The organism is Streptomyces sp. TE5632 (assembly GCF_054061295.1).
Window position 1 is genome coordinate 255,969 of the sequence record NZ_JBSSEA010000002.1, and the last position, 18,951, is coordinate 274,919.

The 18,951-nt window shown below is 70.9% G+C and carries 16 protein-coding genes and 1 pseudogene; 10 read left to right on the forward strand and 7 right to left on the reverse strand.

Features of this window, described 5'->3' with window-relative positions:
• Positions 1–551 precede the first annotated feature (551 nt).
• Complete coding sequence (locus ACVW19_RS03170; protein ID WP_457456355.1) at positions 552–2,072, reverse strand: helix-turn-helix domain-containing protein; 1,521 nt, start codon at positions 2,070–2,072, stop codon at positions 552–554.
• 179 nt (positions 2,073–2,251) lie between these two features.
• On the opposite strand from ACVW19_RS03170, the gene ACVW19_RS03175 reads away from it, so the two are divergent.
• Both ACVW19_RS03175 and ACVW19_RS03180 read left to right on the forward strand, forming a co-directional pair.
• Positions 2,252–2,872 carry an L-threonylcarbamoyladenylate synthase gene (locus ACVW19_RS03175; RefSeq protein ID WP_457456357.1) on the forward strand — a complete coding sequence of 207 codons (621 nt, stop codon included), beginning with the start codon at positions 2,252–2,254 and terminating at the stop codon, positions 2,870–2,872.
• A gap of 176 nt (positions 2,873–3,048) precedes the next feature.
• Positions 3,049–3,799, forward strand: a pseudogene (locus ACVW19_RS03180) (dienelactone hydrolase family protein).
• A 38-nt stretch (positions 3,800–3,837) separates the two neighbouring features.
• Here ACVW19_RS03180 and ACVW19_RS03185 read toward each other — a convergent pair.
• On the reverse strand, positions 3,838–4,857 hold the full coding sequence (locus ACVW19_RS03185) for a TauD/TfdA dioxygenase family protein (RefSeq protein WP_457456359.1): 1,020 nt from the start codon (positions 4,855–4,857) through the stop codon (positions 3,838–3,840).
• Between the two features lie 155 nt (positions 4,858–5,012).
• On the opposite strand from ACVW19_RS03185, the gene ACVW19_RS03190 reads away from it, so the two are divergent.
• On the forward strand, positions 5,013–5,843 hold the full coding sequence (locus ACVW19_RS03190) for an aldo/keto reductase (protein WP_457456360.1): 831 nt from the start codon (positions 5,013–5,015) through the stop codon (positions 5,841–5,843).
• A gap of 76 nt (positions 5,844–5,919) precedes the next feature.
• On the opposite strand, the gene ACVW19_RS03195 is transcribed toward ACVW19_RS03190, so the two are convergent.
• Complete coding sequence (locus ACVW19_RS03195) at positions 5,920–6,300, reverse strand: DoxX family protein (protein WP_457456361.1); 381 nt, start codon at positions 6,298–6,300, stop codon at positions 5,920–5,922.
• A 338-nt stretch (positions 6,301–6,638) separates the two neighbouring features.
• Between ACVW19_RS03195 and ACVW19_RS03200 the strand changes: the two genes are divergently transcribed.
• Both ACVW19_RS03200 and hemC read left to right on the forward strand, forming a co-directional pair.
• On the forward strand, positions 6,639–7,415 hold the full coding sequence (locus ACVW19_RS03200; protein WP_457456363.1) for an NPP1 family protein: 777 nt from the start codon (positions 6,639–6,641) through the stop codon (positions 7,413–7,415).
• 117 nt (positions 7,416–7,532) lie between these two features.
• The gene (hemC, locus tag ACVW19_RS03205) at positions 7,533–8,468 is read left to right on the forward strand and encodes a hydroxymethylbilane synthase (protein ID WP_457456365.1); all 936 of its coding nucleotides are present in this window, start codon (positions 7,533–7,535) and stop codon (positions 8,466–8,468) included.
• Between the two features lie 7 nt (positions 8,469–8,475).
• Here the strand turns inward: hemC and ACVW19_RS03210 are convergent, their stop codons facing one another.
• On the reverse strand, positions 8,476–8,997 hold the full coding sequence (locus ACVW19_RS03210; RefSeq protein WP_457456367.1) for a hypothetical protein: 522 nt from the start codon (positions 8,995–8,997) through the stop codon (positions 8,476–8,478).
• Positions 8,998–9,537: 540 nt separating this feature from the next.
• Here ACVW19_RS03210 and ACVW19_RS03215 point away from each other — a divergent pair.
• Positions 9,538–10,332: an RNA polymerase sigma factor SigF gene (locus ACVW19_RS03215; RefSeq protein ID WP_457456369.1), complete on the forward strand. Its 795-nt coding sequence runs from the start codon at positions 9,538–9,540 to the stop codon at positions 10,330–10,332.
• On the opposite strand, the gene ACVW19_RS03220 is transcribed toward ACVW19_RS03215, so the two are convergent.
• The gene (locus ACVW19_RS03220) at positions 10,280–10,618 is read right to left on the reverse strand and encodes an ANTAR domain-containing protein (protein ID WP_202280880.1); all 339 of its coding nucleotides are present in this window, start codon (positions 10,616–10,618) and stop codon (positions 10,280–10,282) included. The genes ACVW19_RS03215 and ACVW19_RS03220 overlap by 53 nt on opposite strands.
• Positions 10,619–10,869: 251 nt before the next feature.
• On the opposite strand from ACVW19_RS03220, the gene ACVW19_RS03225 reads away from it, so the two are divergent.
• Positions 10,870–11,673 carry a VOC family protein gene (locus tag ACVW19_RS03225; protein WP_457456371.1) on the forward strand — a complete coding sequence of 268 codons (804 nt, stop codon included), beginning with the start codon at positions 10,870–10,872 and terminating at the stop codon, positions 11,671–11,673.
• A gap of 43 nt (positions 11,674–11,716) precedes the next feature.
• Here the strand turns inward: ACVW19_RS03225 and glgX are convergent, their stop codons facing one another.
• Together glgX and ACVW19_RS03235 are read right to left on the reverse strand one after the other, a co-directional pair.
• Positions 11,717–13,861, reverse strand: a complete 2,145-nt coding sequence (gene glgX, locus ACVW19_RS03230; protein ID WP_457456374.1) for a glycogen debranching protein GlgX — start codon at positions 13,859–13,861, stop codon at positions 11,717–11,719.
• The gene (locus ACVW19_RS03235; protein WP_457456376.1) at positions 13,858–14,370 is read right to left on the reverse strand and encodes a pep a2; all 513 of its coding nucleotides are present in this window, start codon (positions 14,368–14,370) and stop codon (positions 13,858–13,860) included. Before ACVW19_RS03235 ends, glgX begins: the two co-directional genes overlap by 4 nt.
• Before the next feature lie 396 nt (positions 14,371–14,766).
• Between ACVW19_RS03235 and ACVW19_RS03240 the strand changes: the two genes are divergently transcribed.
• The 3 genes from ACVW19_RS03240 to treS all read left to right on the forward strand — a co-directional run bounded on the left by ACVW19_RS03240 (position 14,767) and on the right by treS (position 18,926).
• The gene (locus tag ACVW19_RS03240) at positions 14,767–15,114 is read left to right on the forward strand and encodes a DUF5133 domain-containing protein (protein WP_457456378.1); all 348 of its coding nucleotides are present in this window, start codon (positions 14,767–14,769) and stop codon (positions 15,112–15,114) included.
• A gap of 75 nt (positions 15,115–15,189) precedes the next feature.
• Positions 15,190–17,187 (forward strand): alpha-1,4-glucan--maltose-1-phosphate maltosyltransferase, encoded by a 1,998-nt coding sequence (locus tag ACVW19_RS03245; protein ID WP_457456380.1) that lies wholly within the window; start codon positions 15,190–15,192, stop codon positions 17,185–17,187.
• A complete protein-coding gene (gene treS / locus ACVW19_RS03250) occupies positions 17,184–18,926 on the forward strand; it encodes a maltose alpha-D-glucosyltransferase (protein ID WP_457456382.1) in 1,743 nt (580 codons plus the stop codon). Before ACVW19_RS03245 ends, treS begins: the two co-directional genes overlap by 4 nt.
• The last annotated feature ends 25 nt before the right edge of the window (positions 18,927–18,951 follow it).

Consider the following 18,951-nt stretch of genomic DNA (forward strand, 5'->3'; position numbering starts at 1 on the left):
CCGGCCGTCGCGGCCGGTCCGGGTGCGGTGTTCCTCCGGTGTCCCGGACCCGCGGGTTCCCCGGCTCCCGGGGGCGCGCGGTCGCGTGGTCGCTCACGCGGCCCCGGGAGCCGGAGCCCGCTCGCGGGACCTCCCGCCGCCGGACGGTCTGGCCGCGCGCATCGCGCGCGTCCCGCCGGTGGCGTGCGTACGAGGGCCATGCTGCCGTGCATCGCGGAGAGCGGCGACTCGGAGCGACGGCGCGCACACCCCCGGTGCGCGGGTCGGAGCGAGAACGGCGGGGCCGTCCGCGGCCGCCACGGCTGTCATGAGGTGGGCCGGCGGCGAGCCCCGGCGGGAAAGACGGGCGGGAGCGCGACCGGTCCCCCGTTCCGGTCGTGCTCCCGCGGCAGGGACGAACCTATGTGAACGGCGACGCGGGTGTGTATCGCACCGATGCCCGCTGCGACGGCCGCAGGACTCAGCCGTGCACAAACGAGTCCGATAAAGCCCGTTTCACCCCGCGCGCGGTCGGCCACGGAATCGTCGAAAATTCCGATCCGGTCCGTCGTTCACCCGGATGAGGGTGCCGGTGCGGGGCCCGTGAACACCGGGTGCTCGAGGTCTCCCAGCGCCAGATGGGCCAGCACGACCTCGTACAGGTCGGTCCCGGCGGCCAGCAGCTGGCGTTCCAGGACCGGCTCGGAGCTGCGTACGTGCTCGCGCACGGTCTGTGCGTGGACGCCCAGGACCTGGGCGGCCCGCTCGGCGTTGACGCCGGCGGCGATCCAGGTACGCAGCGTGCGCCGCAGAGGGCGGGCGTCCCGGTCCAGCCGTTCGAGCAGTTCTTTGGCCCAGGAGCGTACGGCGGGCCCGGACACCAGAGGCGTGAGCCCCGGGGCGGGTGTCGCGCAGGTGCCGCCCGTCTGCCCGTCCTGGAGGTTGATCTGGGTGTGCAGCGCCAGGTGCACGACGGCACGGGCGGTGACGTCGTCGAAGTCGGTGCCCAGCATGGTCTCGACGCGTTCCATGCGGGCGCGCACCGTGTTGCGGCTCACGCCGAGGATCTTGGCCGTGTTGACGGCGGTGAACTCCAGGCCGAGGCGGGTGGTGGCGAGGAGCTCGGCGCGGGTGTGGTGCGGCACGGCGTCCAGTGGGCGCAGCAGTCGGGCCGCCCAGCCGCGCAGGGCCGCAGGGTCCATCAGCCGCTCGGGATGGGTGCGCTCGGCGTACACCGCCGTCTTGTCCGGGCGGAAGCGCGCCACGGCGAGGGCGCTGACGGCCTGACCGTACGCGGTGGCGGTCCGGGCGAGGCTCTGCCAGACACTGCCTCCGAGGAAGGCGTCCGGGTGCCGTTCGACCAGGGACTTCAGTTCACCGGCAGTGGCCTCGCGGGGGCTGACGACGATCACGTGCCCGTCCATGGCCGGACACCGCACGACCAGGGCCGCCTCCTCCGTGGCGTCCAGGCACTCCTGCGCGAGGCGGTCGCGGTGGGCGGGCTCGGACTCGACGACGTAGACGCATGCCGTGTCGGCGTCGAGCAGGCCCGGCCAGAGTCCCGCGGCCACCCGGCGGGCGGCGACGGTGTCCTCGACCATCAGGAGTTGCAGGATCGCCAGCCGCAGGTCGGCGCTGGCCCGCCGCAGCCGCCGCCCGGCCGCGGCGGTCTCGCGGGCGGTCAGCAACAGCTCGACGACCTGGGCGGTGTGCACGACGATGTCGGCACTGCGCCGGTCGAACGGGGCGTCTCGGGAGACGGCCAGTGCCCAGACCTCAAAGGGGTGCCCGACCTTCACCAGGCGCAGGTGGCGCTCGCCGTCCTCCCAGGCCGCGGAGGCGATCCGGCCCGAGGTGACAGCGGCGACGAGGTCATCGTCCAGCCGCAGCCCGGTCCCGGCGACGAGGGCTCCGGAGGCGTCCCGGAGAGCCACGGACGCGTGCACGGTGCCGGCGAGCCAGTCGACGATCCTGCGGACGTCACGGCCCGTCGGCCGCAGGTGCTCCAGTAGTTCCTGTGCCCACCCGGGTTGCTCCGATCGCTCCCCCGCCGCCGGCTGCGGCCGCCGGATTCCGTCCTTACGGGCTGCCACCTCGGTCTTCCCCTCGTTCCGCCGGGCGTCTTCCGCCCGGCCCCGGACGTTACCCCACCGATGCGTCGAGCTCACCACGGGCGGACACAGCGTCCAGGGTGCCCTGCGCCCGGCCGGGGCGCGGGCGGGCACCGGCCGGGGTGTGCGGTCCTGCCACCCGGGCGGCATAAGCTCGGTGAATGGCGAAGTACTTCGACGTGCACCCCGACAACCCCCAGCCGCGCACCATCGCCCAGATCGCCGGCAGCATCCGCGCCGACGCCCTGGTCGCGTACCCCACGGACTCCTGCTACGCGCTCGGCTGCCGACTGGGCAGCCGGGAGGGCATCGACCGGATCCGTACCATCCGCAAGCTGGACGACCGTCACCACTTCACTCTGGTGTGCCGGGATTTCGCGCAGCTCGGCCAGTTCGTACGGATCGACAACGACGTGTTCCGCGCGGTCAAGGCGTCCACGCCGGGCAGCTACACGTTCATCCTGCCCGCGACGAAGGAGGTGCCGCGCATACTGCAGCATCCGAAGAAGAAAACCGTCGGCGTGCGCATCCCCGATCACGTCGTCACCCAGGCGCTGCTGGCGGAGCTCGGCGAGCCCCTGCTGTCCAGCACCCTGCTGTTGCCCGGCGAGGACGAGCCGATGACCCAGGGCTGGGAGATCAAGGACCGGCTCGACCACCAGGTGGACGCGGTGCTCGACTCCGGGGACTGCGGCACCGAGCCGACCACCGTGATCGACTTCTCGGGCGGGGAGGCGGAGATCGTACGGCGGGGCGCGGGCGACACCTCACGGTTCGAGTAGGGGCGGGCGGGGGGAGATGGGAGGCGACACGGACGTGATGGGCAAAGAAGCGCCTCCTCAACCGAGTTGCCCCGGATACGGCTGAAGTGCCGGTCCCATGACATGTCAGGATGGGCGTGATCCGTGCTGCGGGCGCGGGTCCCGGCCGACATCCCGCAGGGAGGCGCCCGCCTGTCATGACCGTCGTACGGGGAACCACCGCTCACATCGCCACCGAGGACGGCACCGCCGACGCCTGTCTGACGCATCCGGCCGACGGCGGTCCCCACCCTGCGGTCCTGTTCCACATGGACGCCTTCGGGCTGCGTCCGGGGCTGCGGGCCTTGGCCGACCGGCCGGCGGAGTCCGGGTACACCGTCCTGGTGCCGAACGTGTTCTACCGTCACGGGCCCGCTCCCGTGACCGGGCTGCCCGAGTTCATCGACCCGCGGGCACGGCCGGAGATCTTCCAGCGCATCGCGCCGATCATGCAGGAGCTGACGCCGGAGCGGGCCGTGCGCGACGCCGACGCCTGCCTCCGGTGGCCGGCCGCCCCGTGGCGGCGGGCGGTCCCGTGGCGGTGACGGGCTACTGCATGGGCGCGGTGCTCTCCCTCCGTACGGCTGGCACCCACCCGGACCGGGTGGCCGCCGCTGCCGGGTTCCACGGGCCGGGCCGGCGTCGGACGCGCCGGACAGCCCGCATCTGCTGGCCGACGGGATCACCGCGGAACTGTACTTCGCTCACGCCGACCAGGACCCGTCGATGCCCGGGGAGCAGATCGAGCATCTGGAACGGGCGCTGACCGCGGCCGGGGTCCGGCACCGCTGCGAGGTGTACGCCGGGGCCCGCCACGGTTACGCACAGGCCGACACCGCCGCGTACGACAAGGAGGCGGACGAGCCTCACCGGGCCGCGCTGCTGGACCTGTTGAGCCGCGCCTTCTGAGCGGCTTTCGAACGGGGTCCGGTCGGCTGATCGGTCGGTCACCAGCGTCCCGGGGCGGTTCCGGTGATCGGCTCCGAGGGGCGGCCGTCGACACCCACCGGCACGTCACCGGTCAGCATCACCCGGTGCATGATCCGCGGGTGGCCCAGGTGGGCGGCGTCGCTCGGAGCCAGGTGGATGGTGGCGCGGTTGTCCCAGAACGCCACGCTGCCCGGCTCCCACCGGAAGCGCACCGTGTACTCGGGCCGGGTCGCCTGCTCCAGCAGCATCTCCAAAACGGCGTGGCTCTCCGGCCGGGACAGGCCGGTGATCTGCTCGATGTAGTAGCCGTTGACGAACAGCACCCGCTCCCCCGTCTCCGGATGGACCCGCACCACGGGGTGCTCGGAGGCGGTCTGATGGTCCAGCAGGTGCCGCAGATACGCGTCGTCGCCGGGCCGTGGCTGGTAGCCGACCCCCAGCCGGTGTTCGGCGCGCAGCCGGTCGGCGAACTCCCGTACCGGAGCGGACAGTCCGGCGTAGGCGGCGGCCAGATTCGACCAGGTGGTGTCGCCTCCGTAGGGCGGGACGGCCTCCGCGCGCAGGATCGTCGCGGCGGGCGGATCGACGCGTGCGCCGTGGTCGCAGTGCCAGCCGCGCAGCAGGGTGTGGCGGCGGCGCCGCAGCCATTCGTCGTGCTCCATGCCGAACCGTCCACCGAGTTCCAGCCGGTCGGCGGTCGTCTCGATCTCGGGGAAGCCGGGCGGCGAGGCCTTCCCGCGCCGGGGCAGGACCACCGGCTCACCGAACCGCCGCGCCATCGCCACGTGTCCGGCGTGGTCCAGGCGCTGTCCGCGGAAGAACACCACCTTCCAGCGCAGCACCGCCGCCCGGACGGCGGCGATCACGGCGTCACCGGGCTCGTCGGCGAGGTCGACGCCGGTGATCTCGGCACCGATGTGCCCGGCGACCGGACGCACCTCGACCCCCGCGTTCTTCTCGACGTCCTCCCCACCGCCCGCCCCGTTCTCCGTGCTCCCTCCGCCCGCCCCGCCCACACCGCTTCCGCCCGTCGTCATGTGCGCCCTCTCCGTCGATCCGTGTCGATCCGCACGGATCCCTGCCGATTCATATGAGTGCGTGTCGTCCGTCCGGCCCGCCCGTCGGGTTGATCATCGGCCGTCCGGTCGGTGAGGCTGGAGGGTGACGACACTGTCCATGGGAGGGTCCCCTCGTGATCAGCATCCCGAACCACACACTCAACGACGGCACGACGGTCCCCGCCATCGGCCTGGGCACCTGGCCGATGGACGACGCGCAGGCGGAGCAGTCGGTGACGGCGGCCCTGGAGATGGGCTACCGCCTCGTCGACACGGCGACGAACTACCGCAACGAGACCGGTGTCGGCCGTGCCGTGGCCCGCGCCGACGTCCCGCGCGAGGAGGTCGTCGTGACGACGAAGCTCCCCGGCCGCCACCACGGCTACGAGGAGACCCTCGCCTCCTTCGAGGAGTCCCGCGCGCGTCTCGGGCTGGAGTACGTCGACCTGTACCTCATCCATTGGCCGCTCCCCCGGGTCGACAAGTACGTCGGCTCCTGGAAGGCCATGATCAAACTGCGTGAGGACGGGCTCGTACGCTCGATCGGGGTCTCCAACTTCACACCCGCCCACATCGAACGGCTGGAGAAGGAGACCGGGGTGCTGCCGTCGGTCAACCAGGTCGAGCTGCACCCGTTCTTCCCCCAGGAGGAGCTGCGCTCCTACCACGCGGACAAGGGCGTGCTCGTCGAGAGCTGGAGCCCGCTGGGCCGGGGTTCACAGGTGCTGGACGACCTGACCGTGGCCTCGGTGGCCGAGGCCCACGGGGTCACACCGGCCCAGGCGGTGCTGCGCTGGCACATCCAGCTCGGCGCACTGCCCGTGCCCAAGTCGGCCGATCCGGGACGGCAGCGCGCCAACCTCGACGTCTTCGGCTTCGAACTGGACGCCGCCCAGATGCGGGCCATCGCCGACCGGTCCCATCGGCGCATCGGTGGGGACCCGGAGGTGCACGAGGAGTTCTGACCACCCCGCCCCACCCCACCCCGCCGGCGAACTCCGCCCGCCGGCCCATGTCGTCACCGCTGCTGCGGCCGTCCGCTCACGACCGGCCCTTTGCACCCTTGGCGACTCCACGCGCCCACAGCACCAGTGGCACTTGCAGGGGCAGCCGTCCCCAGGCCGCGGCTCGCTGCGGCGTGGGGCGGCGGCTCCAGTCGACGGCCATCTTCACATTGGCGGGGAACACTCCGACGAAGAAGGCGGCCGTGGCCGACGCGGCGGCCTTGCGGGTCTGCGGCAGTGCCACTCCGGCGGCCAGCGCGAGTTCTGCGGCGCCGCTCGCGTAGGTCCAGGCCCGGGGCGAGCCGGGCAGGGAGCGCGGCACGATGTGGTCGAACTGGCGCGGGACCGTGAAATGGGCGGCGCCCGCGACGGCCAGCAGGCCCGCGAGCAGCAGGGGCGAGTGATCGGACCGGGACACGGTTCCTCCTCCGTCGACCTGCCACACGACCTTACCGGACAGTAAGTATGCGGGGGGCTCCGGGTTTCACCGTTCGCGCCGGGATCGGCGCGAACGGGACCGGGCGCCCCGGGCCGGAGCCGTCAGGCCGCGCGCCCTGTCCGGATCTCACGCCCGAGAAGGCGGCCACCGACATTCCGGACGACAGGGAGTGATCCGGTAACGGCTCGTCGGGTGTTGGGCAACGCTTCACCATCGGTACGTCCGTGGCCCCTTGGCACGGAAGTGCACAGCCGGGATGCTGAACGCCCTTGCCCCCCACAGCCGTTGGGCTGCGCCCGGACCATGAGGAGGACGCAGTGTCGTCGAGCACGTTCCGAACGCACCGCAGGAGATGGCTGACCGGTCTCGCCGGTGCCGTCGCTCTCGTCGTCGCCTTTCCCGCCACCGCTTTCGCCGCTCCGCCGCCGGCCCTGCCGGCGAACGCGGACAGCCTCGATCGGACCTTCCAGCCCGCCTACGACTACGACACCGACGGGTGCTACCCCACACCCGCGATCGGCCCGGACGGAGCGATCAACCCCGGGCTCAACCCGACCGGGGCCCTCAACGGCAACTGCCGTGACGCCCCGGACCTGGACACCACCAACGGCTACTCGCGCTCGAAGTGCAACAACGGCTGGTGCGCCATCGTCTACGCCCTGTACTTCGAGAAGGACCAGGCGCTGCCGGGTGTCAGCCTCGGCGGCCACCGCCACGACTGGGAGCATGTCGTGGTGTGGGTGCAGAACGACACGGCGCAGTACGTCGCGACGTCCAACCACGGCTCGTTCTCGATCCACGCCCGGTCGGCGGTCCGCTTCGACGGGACGCACCCGAAGATCGTGTACCACAAGGACGGCATCAGCACGCACTGCTTCCGGCTCGCCGGTTCGGGTGACGAACCGCCGGAGAACCACAAGGGCAGCTGGCAGTTCCCGCCGCTGGTCGGCTGGAACGGCTATCCGGCCGGGCTGCGCGAAAAACTCGTCGCTCACAACTTCGGCAGTGCGAACTTCGGCCTCAAGGACGGGAGTTTCGCCTCCCATCTGACCGCGGCGAAACCGTCGGGCATACCGTTCGACCCGAACGCCTGATACCGGCTCCCGAACAGCCGGCCGCCCGTCACCGGGAGTCCGGACGGATCCCCCGTTCGGACTCCCAACCGGTCCGTCCGGCAGGGGGATTCGAGCAGAAGGGTCTATCGTGTCGCCATGTCGGTCCCCGAACTGATCCGAATCGTCTCCCGCGACTCACCCATGGCGCTCGCCCAAGTAAGGCGCGTGCAGGATGAGTTGGCGGTCGCCTTGCCCGGTGTGCACACCGAGGTCGTCCCCGTGCGGACCACCGGGGACAAGTGGCTGGGCGACCTGTCGCAGGTGGAGGGCAAGGGTGCGTTCACCAAGGAGGTGGACGCCGCGCTGCTGGCCGGGGAGGCGGATGTCGCGGTGCACTGCGTCAAGGACGTGCCCGCCGACCGCCCGCTCCCGACCGGTACCGTTTTCGCCGCGTTCCTGAAGCGGGACGACGTCCGTGACGCGCTCGTGCACCCGGGCGGACTCACTCTGGACGAACTCCCGGCCGGGGCCAGGGTCGGCACCTCCGCGGTGCGCCGGGTCGCGCAGTTGGCGGCCACCCATCCGCACCTTCAGTGCGTGCCGTTCCGCGGCAACGCCAACCGGCGGCTGGCGAAGCTCGCCGCCGGTGAGGCGGACGCGCTGCTGCTCGCGGTCTCCGGCCTGGAGCGCATCGGCCGGGGTGACGTGATCAGCGAGGTCCTCTCCCCCGAGACGATGATGCCGCCCATCGGCGCGGGCATCCTCGCCCTGCAGTGCCGTGAGGGCGACACCGGTCTCATCGACGCGGTCAGTGTCCTCGGCCACCCGGACACCCATCGGGAGGCCACCGCCGAGCGCATGTTCCTGCATGTGTTGCAGGGGCACTGCAACAGCCCGATCGCCGGGTACGCACGAGTCGACCGGAGCGGCGAGCTGTCGCTGCGGGCCTGCGTCTTCACGCCGGACGGCAAGGTGCGGCTGAACGCCCACGAGTGGGCGGGCCGGCTGGATCCGGCGACGCTCGGCACCTCCGTCGCCGTGGCCCTGCTGCGCCAGGGCGCCCGCGAGATCATCGACGGGATCGCCCACTGACGGCGAATCAGGCGGTACCCTCCTCCGCCTGGCCCCGGAGGAAAGCGCTCAACTGGTGCGCGAGGCCCTCCCTGGCCCCGCCCCCCGGGGCCCCGGCGGCCCCGTCGTGCACGGCGATGGCCCCCGACCACAGGCGGCGGCCGGTCCACTCCTCGTCGGCCCGGAGCTGGATCTGGACGTCGACATGGCTCAGGGACGCCTCGGGGGCTGCCGCGTAGAGCACGGCGGTGGCGCGGCGCAGCGGATAGACGTCGAATCCCTCGATGAACTGTGAGTTGCGCCAGTCGATGAACGCGCTCTCCCCGTCGGGCCCTGTCCGTACGTCGACCTGACCGTCCTCGAGATGAATCCCGAATTTCCGCTCACCGCGGTTCTCGACGGTCACACGGACGCTGAAGTACGCCAGTCCTTGGGCGGCGTCGTCCCGTCCCCGGGGCGGTTCGCCCGATTCCAGACGGTGGACGCGGACCCGCAGACCGGCATGCTCGTCGTACTCCTGCCAGTCCCCGACCACGTTCGGCTCGTACACGGTTCACCTTTCCACTTCCGTCGCTGCTTCCTATCCGTGGGCTCCCGGCACTGTCAAACGCGCGGAATGCGCTGTGGTCAGGTGGTTCATCCCCTCTGATCGCTGATCAAGCGCTGCGCTGGAACAATCCGCCGGACCGGCCGTCCGGCCCGGACCGCGGCGTGCCGCACATCACGTTCGGTGTCGTGATCGCACCGGCGGGCCCGGAGGCGGGCCGCACCACCGGCGTACGACGCGAACCCGCCCCTCTCCCGGGCGCCGACCGGCCTCCCGAGCCTTCCGGAACTTCACACAATGAATTTCCGCGATTTCGCAGCGTGTGTTTCCCGCTTATTCCCTTTTCTTCCCGCGCACTCCCGCCCCGGAAATTCGGGAAGCAGTTTCACCGGCGCGGCGCAGGGGAATGAAAAGGCCAGTGCTTCGGACCGGAGGCACGACCGTGGGAACCGGCTCGCCGCCCCCGGGGTCTCCTCCGTGCGGTCCGAGCCCGCGCTCCCACGGTGCCCGTCCACCCGGCACCTGCTCAGGGAGGTGCGTGTCATGCGTATCGCCGGCAGCACCACGAAGCCGCATCCCCACCACGACGCACCCGACACCGCCGAGGACTTCCTCCGCCTCGCCCGGCTGCCCGACGGCCCCGAGCGCAAGGCGCTGCGGGACGAGCTCGTCCGTTCCTGGCTGCCCATGGCCGAGCGGATCGCCGTCCGCTTCCGGGGGCGCGGTGAGGCTCTGGAGGATCTGTACCAGGTGGCGGCTCTGGGCCTGGTCAAGGCGGTCGACCACTACGATCCGGCGCGCGGCAACGCTTTCGAGGCGTACGCCGTGCCGACCGTCACCGGCGAGATCAAGCGTCACTTCCGGGACCACATGTGGACCCTGCACGTCCCCCGCCGGGTCCAGGACCTGCGCAACCGGGTGCGGCACGCAGTGAAGGAACTGTCGCAGACCACTCCCGGCCGGGCCCCGACGACCGCCGAGATCGCCGCGTACGCACAGCTGACCGAGGACGAGGTGCGCACCGGCACGGAGGCCCTCGAGTGCTTCTCCGCGCTGTCGCTGGAGGCGGAGATGCCCGGTACGGACGGCTACGCGCTCGGGGACTCGCTCGGCGGACCGGACCCCGCCTACGACACCGTCGTCGACCGGGTGGCGGTCCGGCCCTGTCTCGAGGCACTTCCGGAGCGCGAGCGGCTCATCCTCTATCTGCGGTTCTTCCGGGGCATGACGCAGAGCAGCATCGCCGAGCTGCTCGGCATCTCGCAGATGCATGTGTCCCGGCTGCTCAGCAGCTGTTTCGCCCAGGTACGTGAGGAGCTGCGGACGGAGGCCGGCTGATCCGGTCCAGGACCTTCTCCAGCTCGGCCCCTGTCTCCGGCGGCAGCACACCGGTGCTTCCCCAGCCGACGATCGTCCCGGCGATGTCGCGGAGTTTGACGTTGGTGTGCTGGGAGACCTCCTTCAGCACCGTCCACCCCTGATCGGGTGACACCCGCCCGATCGCGACGATCACACCGATCGCCTGGTCCACCACCGCGTGCGAGACGACCGCCTCCTTCAGCTGCTGTACCTCTTCCTCCAGCCGGAGGATCCGGTCCGCGTCCGCGTCCCCGTCCGTGGGCATGGTCACCTCCGGGTCCGGTGTGCCGCTCTCGTGGTGTCTTCACCCAGTGCTCGGGTGCCTTCACCCAGGGTCCTGCCCCTCCATCGTCGTCACTCGCCCCGTCCGGTGCCACCCGGACGCCACGGAGATGTCCCGGTCACCGTTTCGGCGCCCTCACCGGGGTACTCGGCAGGCGCCCGGAGCGGTACAGGCCGGACACTGGAGTCCTGCAGCTGGCTGCCCCAGGCCGACGAGATCAGGACGCGACTGCCATGACCCACGACACGCCCTCCGCCCTCGGTACGACGGATGTCTTCTCCACCCACTCCGTGTACGGGACACCCTGCTGGGTGAGTCTGACCAGTCGCGACATCGGGTCGACCGAAAACTTCTACACGGCCGTACTGGGCTGGCGATGGCGCCCTGCCCGGCTGGGCGAGCGGTTCAGGATCGCTCTGGTGGACGGCGCGCCGGTGGCCGGCCTCGCCGGGGTGGCCGACATGTGGCGGATGGCCGTGGCCTGGACCCCGTACTTCGCCGCGCGCAGCGCGGACGAGGCGGTTTCGCGGGTGCAGGAACGCGGCGGCACCCTGGCGGTCGGTCCCCTCTCCCTGCCTCCGGGGCGCGCGGCGCTGCTGGCCGACCGGGACGGCGCGACCTTCGGTGTCTGGGAGGGCGAGCTGTTCACCCACTGGCTCAGCTGGCGCCGGTCGCAACCCGCCTTCGTCAGGCTGCACACCCGTGACGCCTTCGACGCCGCGATCTTCTACGGCGAGGTCTTCGACTGGGGCGCGGCGGGGTCCGGTCGCACCGAGGTCGTCTACGAGGGCGACGAGGTGGTGCTGCGCAGTGACGGGCATGCGGTCGCCTGCATCGAGTCGGGGGCGCTGGGGTCGGCTCCCGATCCCGCGATCCGGCCGCGCTGGCAGGTCCACTTCACCGTGGCGGACGTGGCCGCGTGTGTCCGCGCCGCCGAGCGGCACGGCGGCAGTGTGCTGGCCCTGCGGGAAGACGAGGCCGTGCTGCGCGACAACGAGGGCGCCCAGTTCACGGTGACCGCGCGCCGCAACCGCTGATCCGGGCCTGCCGGGCGGTGCGCCCGGCAGGCCCGCCCGTGTCTCATTTCGCGGTGAGTGACGGCCTGGACAGCAGCACCAGGCTGCGTGGTCCGACAGTCAGCCGGGTACCCGCCTTGTGCTCCGACTCGTCGGGGACGCCGTCCGGGTCGGTGGTGTCGATCAGCGCCGTCCAGCGTTCGCCGTAGGTGGCCGCCGGGAGGCGGAAGTCCACCGGTTCCCAGTGGCTGTTGAACAGCAGCAGGAAGGAGTCGTCGACCAGGCGCCGGCCGCGCGGATCGGGTTCGGCGATGGCGTCGCCGTTGAGGAAGACGCCGACGCTGTGGGCGTCGGAGCGCTGCCAGTCGTCGTCGGTCATCTCCTCGGCGTTCGGCAGCAGCCACGCCAGGTCGGGCAGGTTCCGGCCCGTGCGGCGCACGCTCTCGCCGCGGAAGAAGTGGCGCCGCCGCAGCACGGGGTGGGCGGTCCGCAGGGTGATGACCCGCCGGGTGAAGTCCAGCAGGGCGCGCTGTTCGTCGGTCGGCCGCCAGTCTATCCAGGAGATTTTGTTGTCCTGGCAGTAGGCGTTGTTGTTGCCGCGCTGGCTGCGCCCCACTTCGTCGCCGTGGGAGAGCATCGGGATGCCCTGCGAAAGGAACAGGGTGGCGAGGAAGTTGCGCTGGCGGCGGGCCCGGAGTTCGAGCACGGCCGGGTCGTCGGTGTCGCCCTCGGCACCGCTGTTCCAGGACCGGTTGTGGCTCTCGCCGTCCCGGTTGCCCTCGCCGTTGGCCATGTTGTGCTTGTCGTTGTACGAGACGAGGTCGCGCAGGGTGAAACCGTCGTGCGCGGTGACGAAGTTGACGCTGGCGCGGGGCCGCCGCCTGCTGTGCGCGTACAGGTCGGAGGAGCCGGTGAGCCGGGAGGCGAACTCGCCGAGCGTGTGCGGCTCGGCGCGCCAGAAGTCCCGTACGGCGTCCCGGTACTTGCCGTTCCACTCCGACCACAGTTGTGGGAAGTTGCCCACCTGGTAACCGCCTTCACCGAGGTCCCACGGTTCGGCGATCAGCTTGACGCGGCTGATCACGGGATCCTGCTGGATGAGGTCGAAGAACGCCGACAGCCGGTCCACCTCGTGGAACTGCCGTGCCAGCGTGGCCGCGAGGTCGAAGCGGAAGCCGTCGACGTGCATGTCGGTGACCCAGTACCGCAGCGAGTCCATGATCAGCTGAAGTACGTAGGGGTGGCGCATCAGCAGGCTGTTGCCGGTGCCGGTGGTGTCGTAGTAGTGCGACCAGTCACCGTCCACCAGGCGGTAGTACGAGGAGTTGTCGATGCCGCGGAACGAGAGGGTGGGGCCCTTCTCGTTGCCCTCGGCGGTGTGGTTGTAGACGACGTCCAGGATCACTTCGAGCCCTGCCGCGTGCAGGGTCCGCACCATCGTCTTGAACTCGGTGACCTGTTGGCCGCGGGTGCCGTGGGCGGCGTAGGCGTTGTGCGGGGCGAAGAAGCCGATGGTGTTGTAGCCCCAGTAGTTGGCCAGGCCGCGGCTCTGCAGCACACCGTCCTGAACGAACTGGTGGACCGGCATGAGCTCCACCGCGGTGACCCCCAGCGAGGTCAGGTGGTCCACCACCGCCGGGTGCGCCAGTCCGGCGTAGGTGCCGCGCAGTTCGGCGGGGACGTCGGGGTGGGCGCGGGTCATGCCCTTGACGTGGGCCTCGTAGATCACTGTGTCGGCGTACGACCGGCCGGGCCGGCTGTCGTCACCCCAGTCGAACGCCGGGTCGGTCACCACACCCAGCATGGTGTGTCCGGCGCTGTCGGCCCGGTCGGGGCCGTCGGGTCGGCGCTCGTAGAGCGAGGGGTGGTTGTCGATCTGTCCGTCGACGGCCGTGGCGTACGGGTCGAGCAGCAGCTTCGCCGGGTTGCAGCGGTGCCCGGCCGCCGGCGCCCACGGCCCGTGCACCCGGTAGCCGTAGCGCTGGCCGGGGCCGACACCGGGCAGGTAGCCGTGCCACACCGACCCGTCGACCTCGGTCAACGGGACACCCGTGTGCCGGCCGGCATCGTCCACCAGGACGAGTTCGACGTGTTCGGCGATCTCGCTGAACAACGCGAAGTTGGTGCCCTCACCGTCAGGGACCGCACCCAGCGGGTAGGGGCGCCCGCTCCACGCGGGCGCCCCTTTCCGGTTGTTCCGTCGGGTCACCGGGCCGCCTCCAGAAGGCCGGCCGGGGTGCGCACCAGCCCGGCCAGCTGGGCGACGCTGATCACGCGGGGCAGATCCAGACCCTCGCTGACCCTCGGATCGGGCGCGGTCGGCACCAGCGGGACGCGTTCGCCGGCCCGGGCCCGCCGCGAGAACCAGATGACCCTGCTGCCGGTCTCGGCGGCACAGCAGCCCCAGCCGTCGCTGCTGGCCGCGATGTGCTCCAGACAGCCGCGCAGCTCCTGGTCGGGGCGCAGTGCGCGGTCGTGGTCCCCGATGGCCGTGATGAGGTGCTGGCCGTTCCACCACATCTCGATCGACGTGTTCTTGTCGGTGGCGTGCTCGTCGATGGCGTGCAGCAGCATCTCGGTGCCGCGGCAGACGGACTCCATCAGGTTCTCCAGGTCCCAGTGCCGGAGGTGGGCGGCCAGAATGCGGCTGACCTGCCCCACCCGCTCCGGGCTCACTTCCACGTCGAGGTGGTAGTAGCAGGGCACTGTCGTCTTCATCGTCGTTGGCTCCTCACCGCGAAGCTCCCGATTCCCCTCGCCCCTGCGGGACGAGCCCCGAACACGAAACGTGAGCGGCTGGCGCTCCTGAGTCACCATCAGCGTGACCCGGTTGGTCCATCCGTGCAACACGAGCGCACGGCCGAGGCGCCCGGGGTGACAGCTGCGCATGATGCGACCCGCCCCGAGCCCCACCGTCGAGCCGCCTCCGGTCCGCGCCCGCCCCGCGCACCGGCCCTTAATGGTTGAAAAACCAACAAGACGCGGAGTTACCGGACATGCACCATGTGTGCATACCCTCGATCGCCGTCACGGGTCCGTGCCGCCGTACGCACGACCGTCACCCTGCCGTCGGGAGTACGTGCCCCATCGAGCCACGGAAAGGTGAACGGCGCCATGCTGCTACCCGCCAGAGCCGAAGTCGCCCGGCAGTTGCGTCGCTACCGGGCCTGGGAACGCGTGATGCTCGCCGCCCCGACGGATCGCACGGTCCGCACCACGTTCGAGGACTCGGGATACACCCTCTGTGTGCTGATGGGCAAGCGCTGCGCGCGGGAGGCTGCCGACGCCGCCGAACGGTATCTGCGTACCAGTCTCGTCACCTACCTGCAGGAACAGAACGAGTGGACTCGTCCGGCCGTGAACGCGTGGCCCGGTCCGGCGGCGAGCGACAGGCCGCGTCCGGCCGCCCCGGCGAGACGGGTCCCGCCGTCTATCGAGCGGCGCTCCCCGGCGGGAAGGTAACGAACCTTCCCGCCTCAGTTTGGTCCCCACGACCGGGCGCCGGCCCGGCGTCGAGCACGGCGGAGGTGCAGACCCATGAAGACGACGCGGACCATCGGACGTATCCCCGTACGGGACGTCCGGCCGGCCGTCGAATGCGGCAGACGGCCGGCGAAGGCCGTCGTCGGTGAGACGTTCGAGGTGACGGCCACCGTGTTCCGTGAGGGGCACGAGGCGGTGGCCGCCAATGTCGTCCTGAAGGACCCCGAGGGCCGTCGGCGGCCGTTCATCCCGATGCGGGAACTGGCACCGGGCACGGACCGGTGGAGCGCGGAGATCACCCCGGACACCGTGGGCCGGTGGACCTACCGCGTCGAGGCGTGGGGCGACCCCGTCACGACCTGGCGCCGCCACGCGCGGATCAAGGTGCACGCCGGCATCGACACCGGTCTGGTACTGGAGGAGGGCGGCGACCTGTACAAGCGGGCCGCCGCCGGAGTGCCCAAGGGCGACGGCCGCTCCGCCGTGCTCGCCGCGGCGAAGAGGCTCCACGACGACTCCCTGCCCTGCGCCACCCGGTTGGCGGCGGCGTTGACGCCGGAGGTGGACGCGGTGCTGGCCCGCCACCCGCTGCGCGAACTGGTCACCACCGGCGACCCGATGCCCCTGCTCGTGGAACGCGAACGCGCCCTGTACGGCTCCTGGTACGAGTTCTTCCCCCGCTCCGAGGGCACCACCGACCAGCCGCACGGCACCTTCGACACCGCCGCCCGCCGGCTGCCCGCGATCGCCGCCATGGGCTTCGACGTCGTCTACCTCCCCCCCATCCACCCCATCGGCACCACCCACCGCAAGGGACCCGACAACACCCTCACCGCCACCCCCGACGACGTCGGCGTGCCCTGGGCCATCGGCTCCCCCGAGGGCGGCCACGACACCGTCCACCCCCGCCTGGGCACCCCGGAGGACTTCACCCGCTTCGTCACGCGCGCCGGCGAACTCGGCCTCGAGGTCGCCCTGGACTTCGCCCTGCAGTGCTCCCCCGACCACCCCTGGGTGCACAAGCACCCCCAGTGGTTCCACCACCGCCCGGACGGGTCGATCGCGCACGCGGAGAACCCGCCCAAGAAGTACCAGGACATCTACCCGCTCGCCTTCGACGCCGACCCGGACGGCCTGCTCGCCGAGACCTGCCGGATCCTGCGGCACTGGATGGCCACCGGGGTGCGGATCTTCCGGGTGGACAACCCGCACACCAAACCGGTGGCCTTCTGGGAACGCGTCATCGCCGACATCAACCGCACCGACCCCGACGTCATCTTCCTGGCGGAGGCCTTCACCCGCCCGGCGATGATGCACACGCTGGCCCAGATCGGCTTCCAGCAGTCCTACACCTACTTCACCTGGCGCACCACCAAGCGGGAACTGACCGAGTACCTGACCGAACTGTCGGGGGAGGCGGCCTGCTACATGCGGCCCAACCTGTTCGCCAACACCCCCGACATCCTGCCCGCCTACCTGCAGCACGGCGGCCGGCCCGCCTTCGAGGTCCGGGCCGTGCTGGCCGCCACCCTCTCCCCGTCCTGGGGCGTCTACAGCGGCTACGAACTGTGCGAGAACACCCCGCTGCGGGAGGGCTCCGAGGAGTACCTGCACTCGGAGAAGTACCAGCTCACCCCGCGGGACTGGGAGGGCGCCGAGCGCCGGGGCCAGACCATCGCCCCCCTGATCACCCGGCTCAACACCATCCGACGGGCGCACCCCGCCCTGCGCGCGCTCAGGAACCTCCGTTTCCACGACACCGACAACGACGCCGTCATCGCGTACAGCAAGCGCAGCGGGTCCGATGTCGTGCTGGTGGTCGCCAACCTCGACCCGCACCACACCCAGGAGGCCACCGTCTCGTTGGACATGCCGCAACTCGGCCTGGACCGGCACGAGTCGGTGCCGGTGCGCGACGAGCTCACCGGCGAGAGCTATCACTGGGGCAGGACCAACTACGTGCGCCTGGAACCGGGGCGGGCTCCTGCGCATGTCCTGCACGTCCAGCGACCGACCGCCGCACAGCGAGCCGGAGGGGCGGGAACGCCATGACCGTGAACGAACCCGTGCCGGACACCTTCGAGGACACACCGGTCAGGGACCGCGACCCGGACTGGTTCAAACGGGCCGTCTTCTACGAGGTCCTCGTCCGTTCCTTCCAGGACAGCAACGGCGACGGCATCGGCGACCTGAAGGGACTGACCGCCAAGCTCGACTATCTGCAGTGGCTCGGCGTCGACTGCCTGTGGCTGCCCCCCTTCTTCAAGTCGCCCCTGCGCGACGGCGGTTACGACGTCTCCGACTACACCGCCGTACTGCCCGACTTCGGCGACCTCGCCGACTTCGTCGAGTTCGTGGACGCGGCGCACCAGCGCGGCATGCGCGTGATCATCGACTTCGTCATGAACCACACCAGCGACCAGCACCCCTGGTTCCAGGAGTCCCGCAAGGATCCGGACGGCCCCTACGGCGACTTCTACATGTGGGCGGACGACGACAAGGGCTATCCGGACGCGCGGATCATCTTCGTCGACACCGAGGCGTCCAACTGGACCTACGACCCGGTGCGCGGGCAGTACTACTTCCACCGGTTCTTCTCGCACCAGCCGGACCTCAACTACGAGAACCCACGCGTCCAGGAGGAGATCCTGGCGGCCCTGCGCTTCTGGCTGGACCTGGGGATCGACGGCTTCCGGCTGGACGCCGTGCCCTACCTCTACCAGGAGGAGGGCACCAACTGCGAGAACCTGCCCGCCACCCACGCGTTCCTCAAGCGGGTACGCAAGGAGATCGACGCGCAGTACCCGGACACCGTGCTGCTGGCGGAGGCCAACCAGTGGCCGGAGGACGTGGTCGACTACTTCGGCGACTACACCGCCGGCGGCGACGAGTGCCACATGGCCTTCCACTTCCCGGTCATGCCCCGCATCTTCATGGCGGTGCGCCGCGAGTCGCGCCACCCGGTCTCCGAGATCCTCGCCAAGACCCCCGCCATCCCCTCGAACTGCCAGTGGGGCATCTTCCTGCGCAACCACGACGAGCTGACCCTGGAGATGGTCACCGACGAGGAACGCGACTACATGTGGGCCGAGTACGCCAAGGACCCCCGCATGCGCGCCAACATCGGCATCCGCCGCCGGCTGGCCCCGCTGCTGGACAACGACCGCAACCAGATCGAGCTGTTCACCGCCCTGCTGCTGTCCCTGCCCGGCTCGCCGATCCTCTACTACGGCGACGAGATCGGCATGGGCGACAACATCTGGCTCGGCGACCGCGACGCGGTGCGCACCCCGATGCAGTGGACCCCCGACCGCAACGCCGGCTTCTCCTCCTCCGACCCGGGGCGGCTGTTCCTGCCCACCATCATGGACCCGGTCTACGGCTACCAGGTCAGCAACGTGGAGGCGTCCATGGCCTCGCCGTCCTCGCTGCTGCACTGGACCCGCCGCATGATCGAGATCCGCAAGCAGAACCCCGCCTTCGGCCTGGGCTCCTACACCGAGCTGCCGTCGTCGAACCCGGCCGTCCTGGCCTTCCTCCGCGAGGCCCCCCCGAACGGGCAGGACGGGGACGACCTGGTGCTCTGCGTGAACAACTTCTCCCGCTTCGCCCAGCCCACCGAACTCGATCTGAGTGCCTTCGCGGGCCGCCATCCGGTCGAGCTGTTCGGCGGGGTGCGCTTCCCCGCCATCGGCGAACTGCCGTATCTGCTGACCCTCGGGGGCCACGGCTTCTACTGGTTCCGGCTCGCCCGAACCGCACCCCGATCCCGCATCGGCCGACGACTGTGAGCGTGCGCCGACGAGAGGAGGCGTC

Bases quoted from the DNA above. Each gene is read 5' to 3' on its own strand.
- ACVW19_RS03175 (WP_457456357.1), top strand. From the start codon at position 2,252: ATGGCGAAGTACTTCGACGTGCACCCCGACAACCCCCAGCCGCGCACC.
- ACVW19_RS03185 (WP_457456359.1), bottom strand. From the start codon at position 4,857: ATGACGACGGGCGGAAGCGGTGTGGGCGGGGCGGGCGGAGGGAGCACG.
- hemC (WP_457456365.1), top strand. From the start codon at position 7,533: ATGTCGGTCCCCGAACTGATCCGAATCGTCTCCCGCGACTCACCCATG.
- ACVW19_RS03215 (WP_457456369.1), top strand. From the start codon at position 9,538: ATGCGTATCGCCGGCAGCACCACGAAGCCGCATCCCCACCACGACGCA.
- ACVW19_RS03220 (WP_202280880.1), bottom strand. From the start codon at position 10,618: ATGCCCACGGACGGGGACGCGGACGCGGACCGGATCCTCCGGCTGGAG.
- ACVW19_RS03225 (WP_457456371.1), top strand. From the start codon at position 10,870: ATGACCCACGACACGCCCTCCGCCCTCGGTACGACGGATGTCTTCTCC.
- ACVW19_RS03235 (WP_457456376.1), bottom strand. From the start codon at position 14,370: ATGAAGACGACAGTGCCCTGCTACTACCACCTCGACGTGGAAGTGAGC.
- ACVW19_RS03240 (WP_457456378.1), top strand. From the start codon at position 14,767: ATGCTGCTACCCGCCAGAGCCGAAGTCGCCCGGCAGTTGCGTCGCTAC.
- ACVW19_RS03245 (WP_457456380.1), top strand. From the start codon at position 15,190: ATGAAGACGACGCGGACCATCGGACGTATCCCCGTACGGGACGTCCGG.
- treS (WP_457456382.1), top strand. From the start codon at position 17,184: ATGACCGTGAACGAACCCGTGCCGGACACCTTCGAGGACACACCGGTC.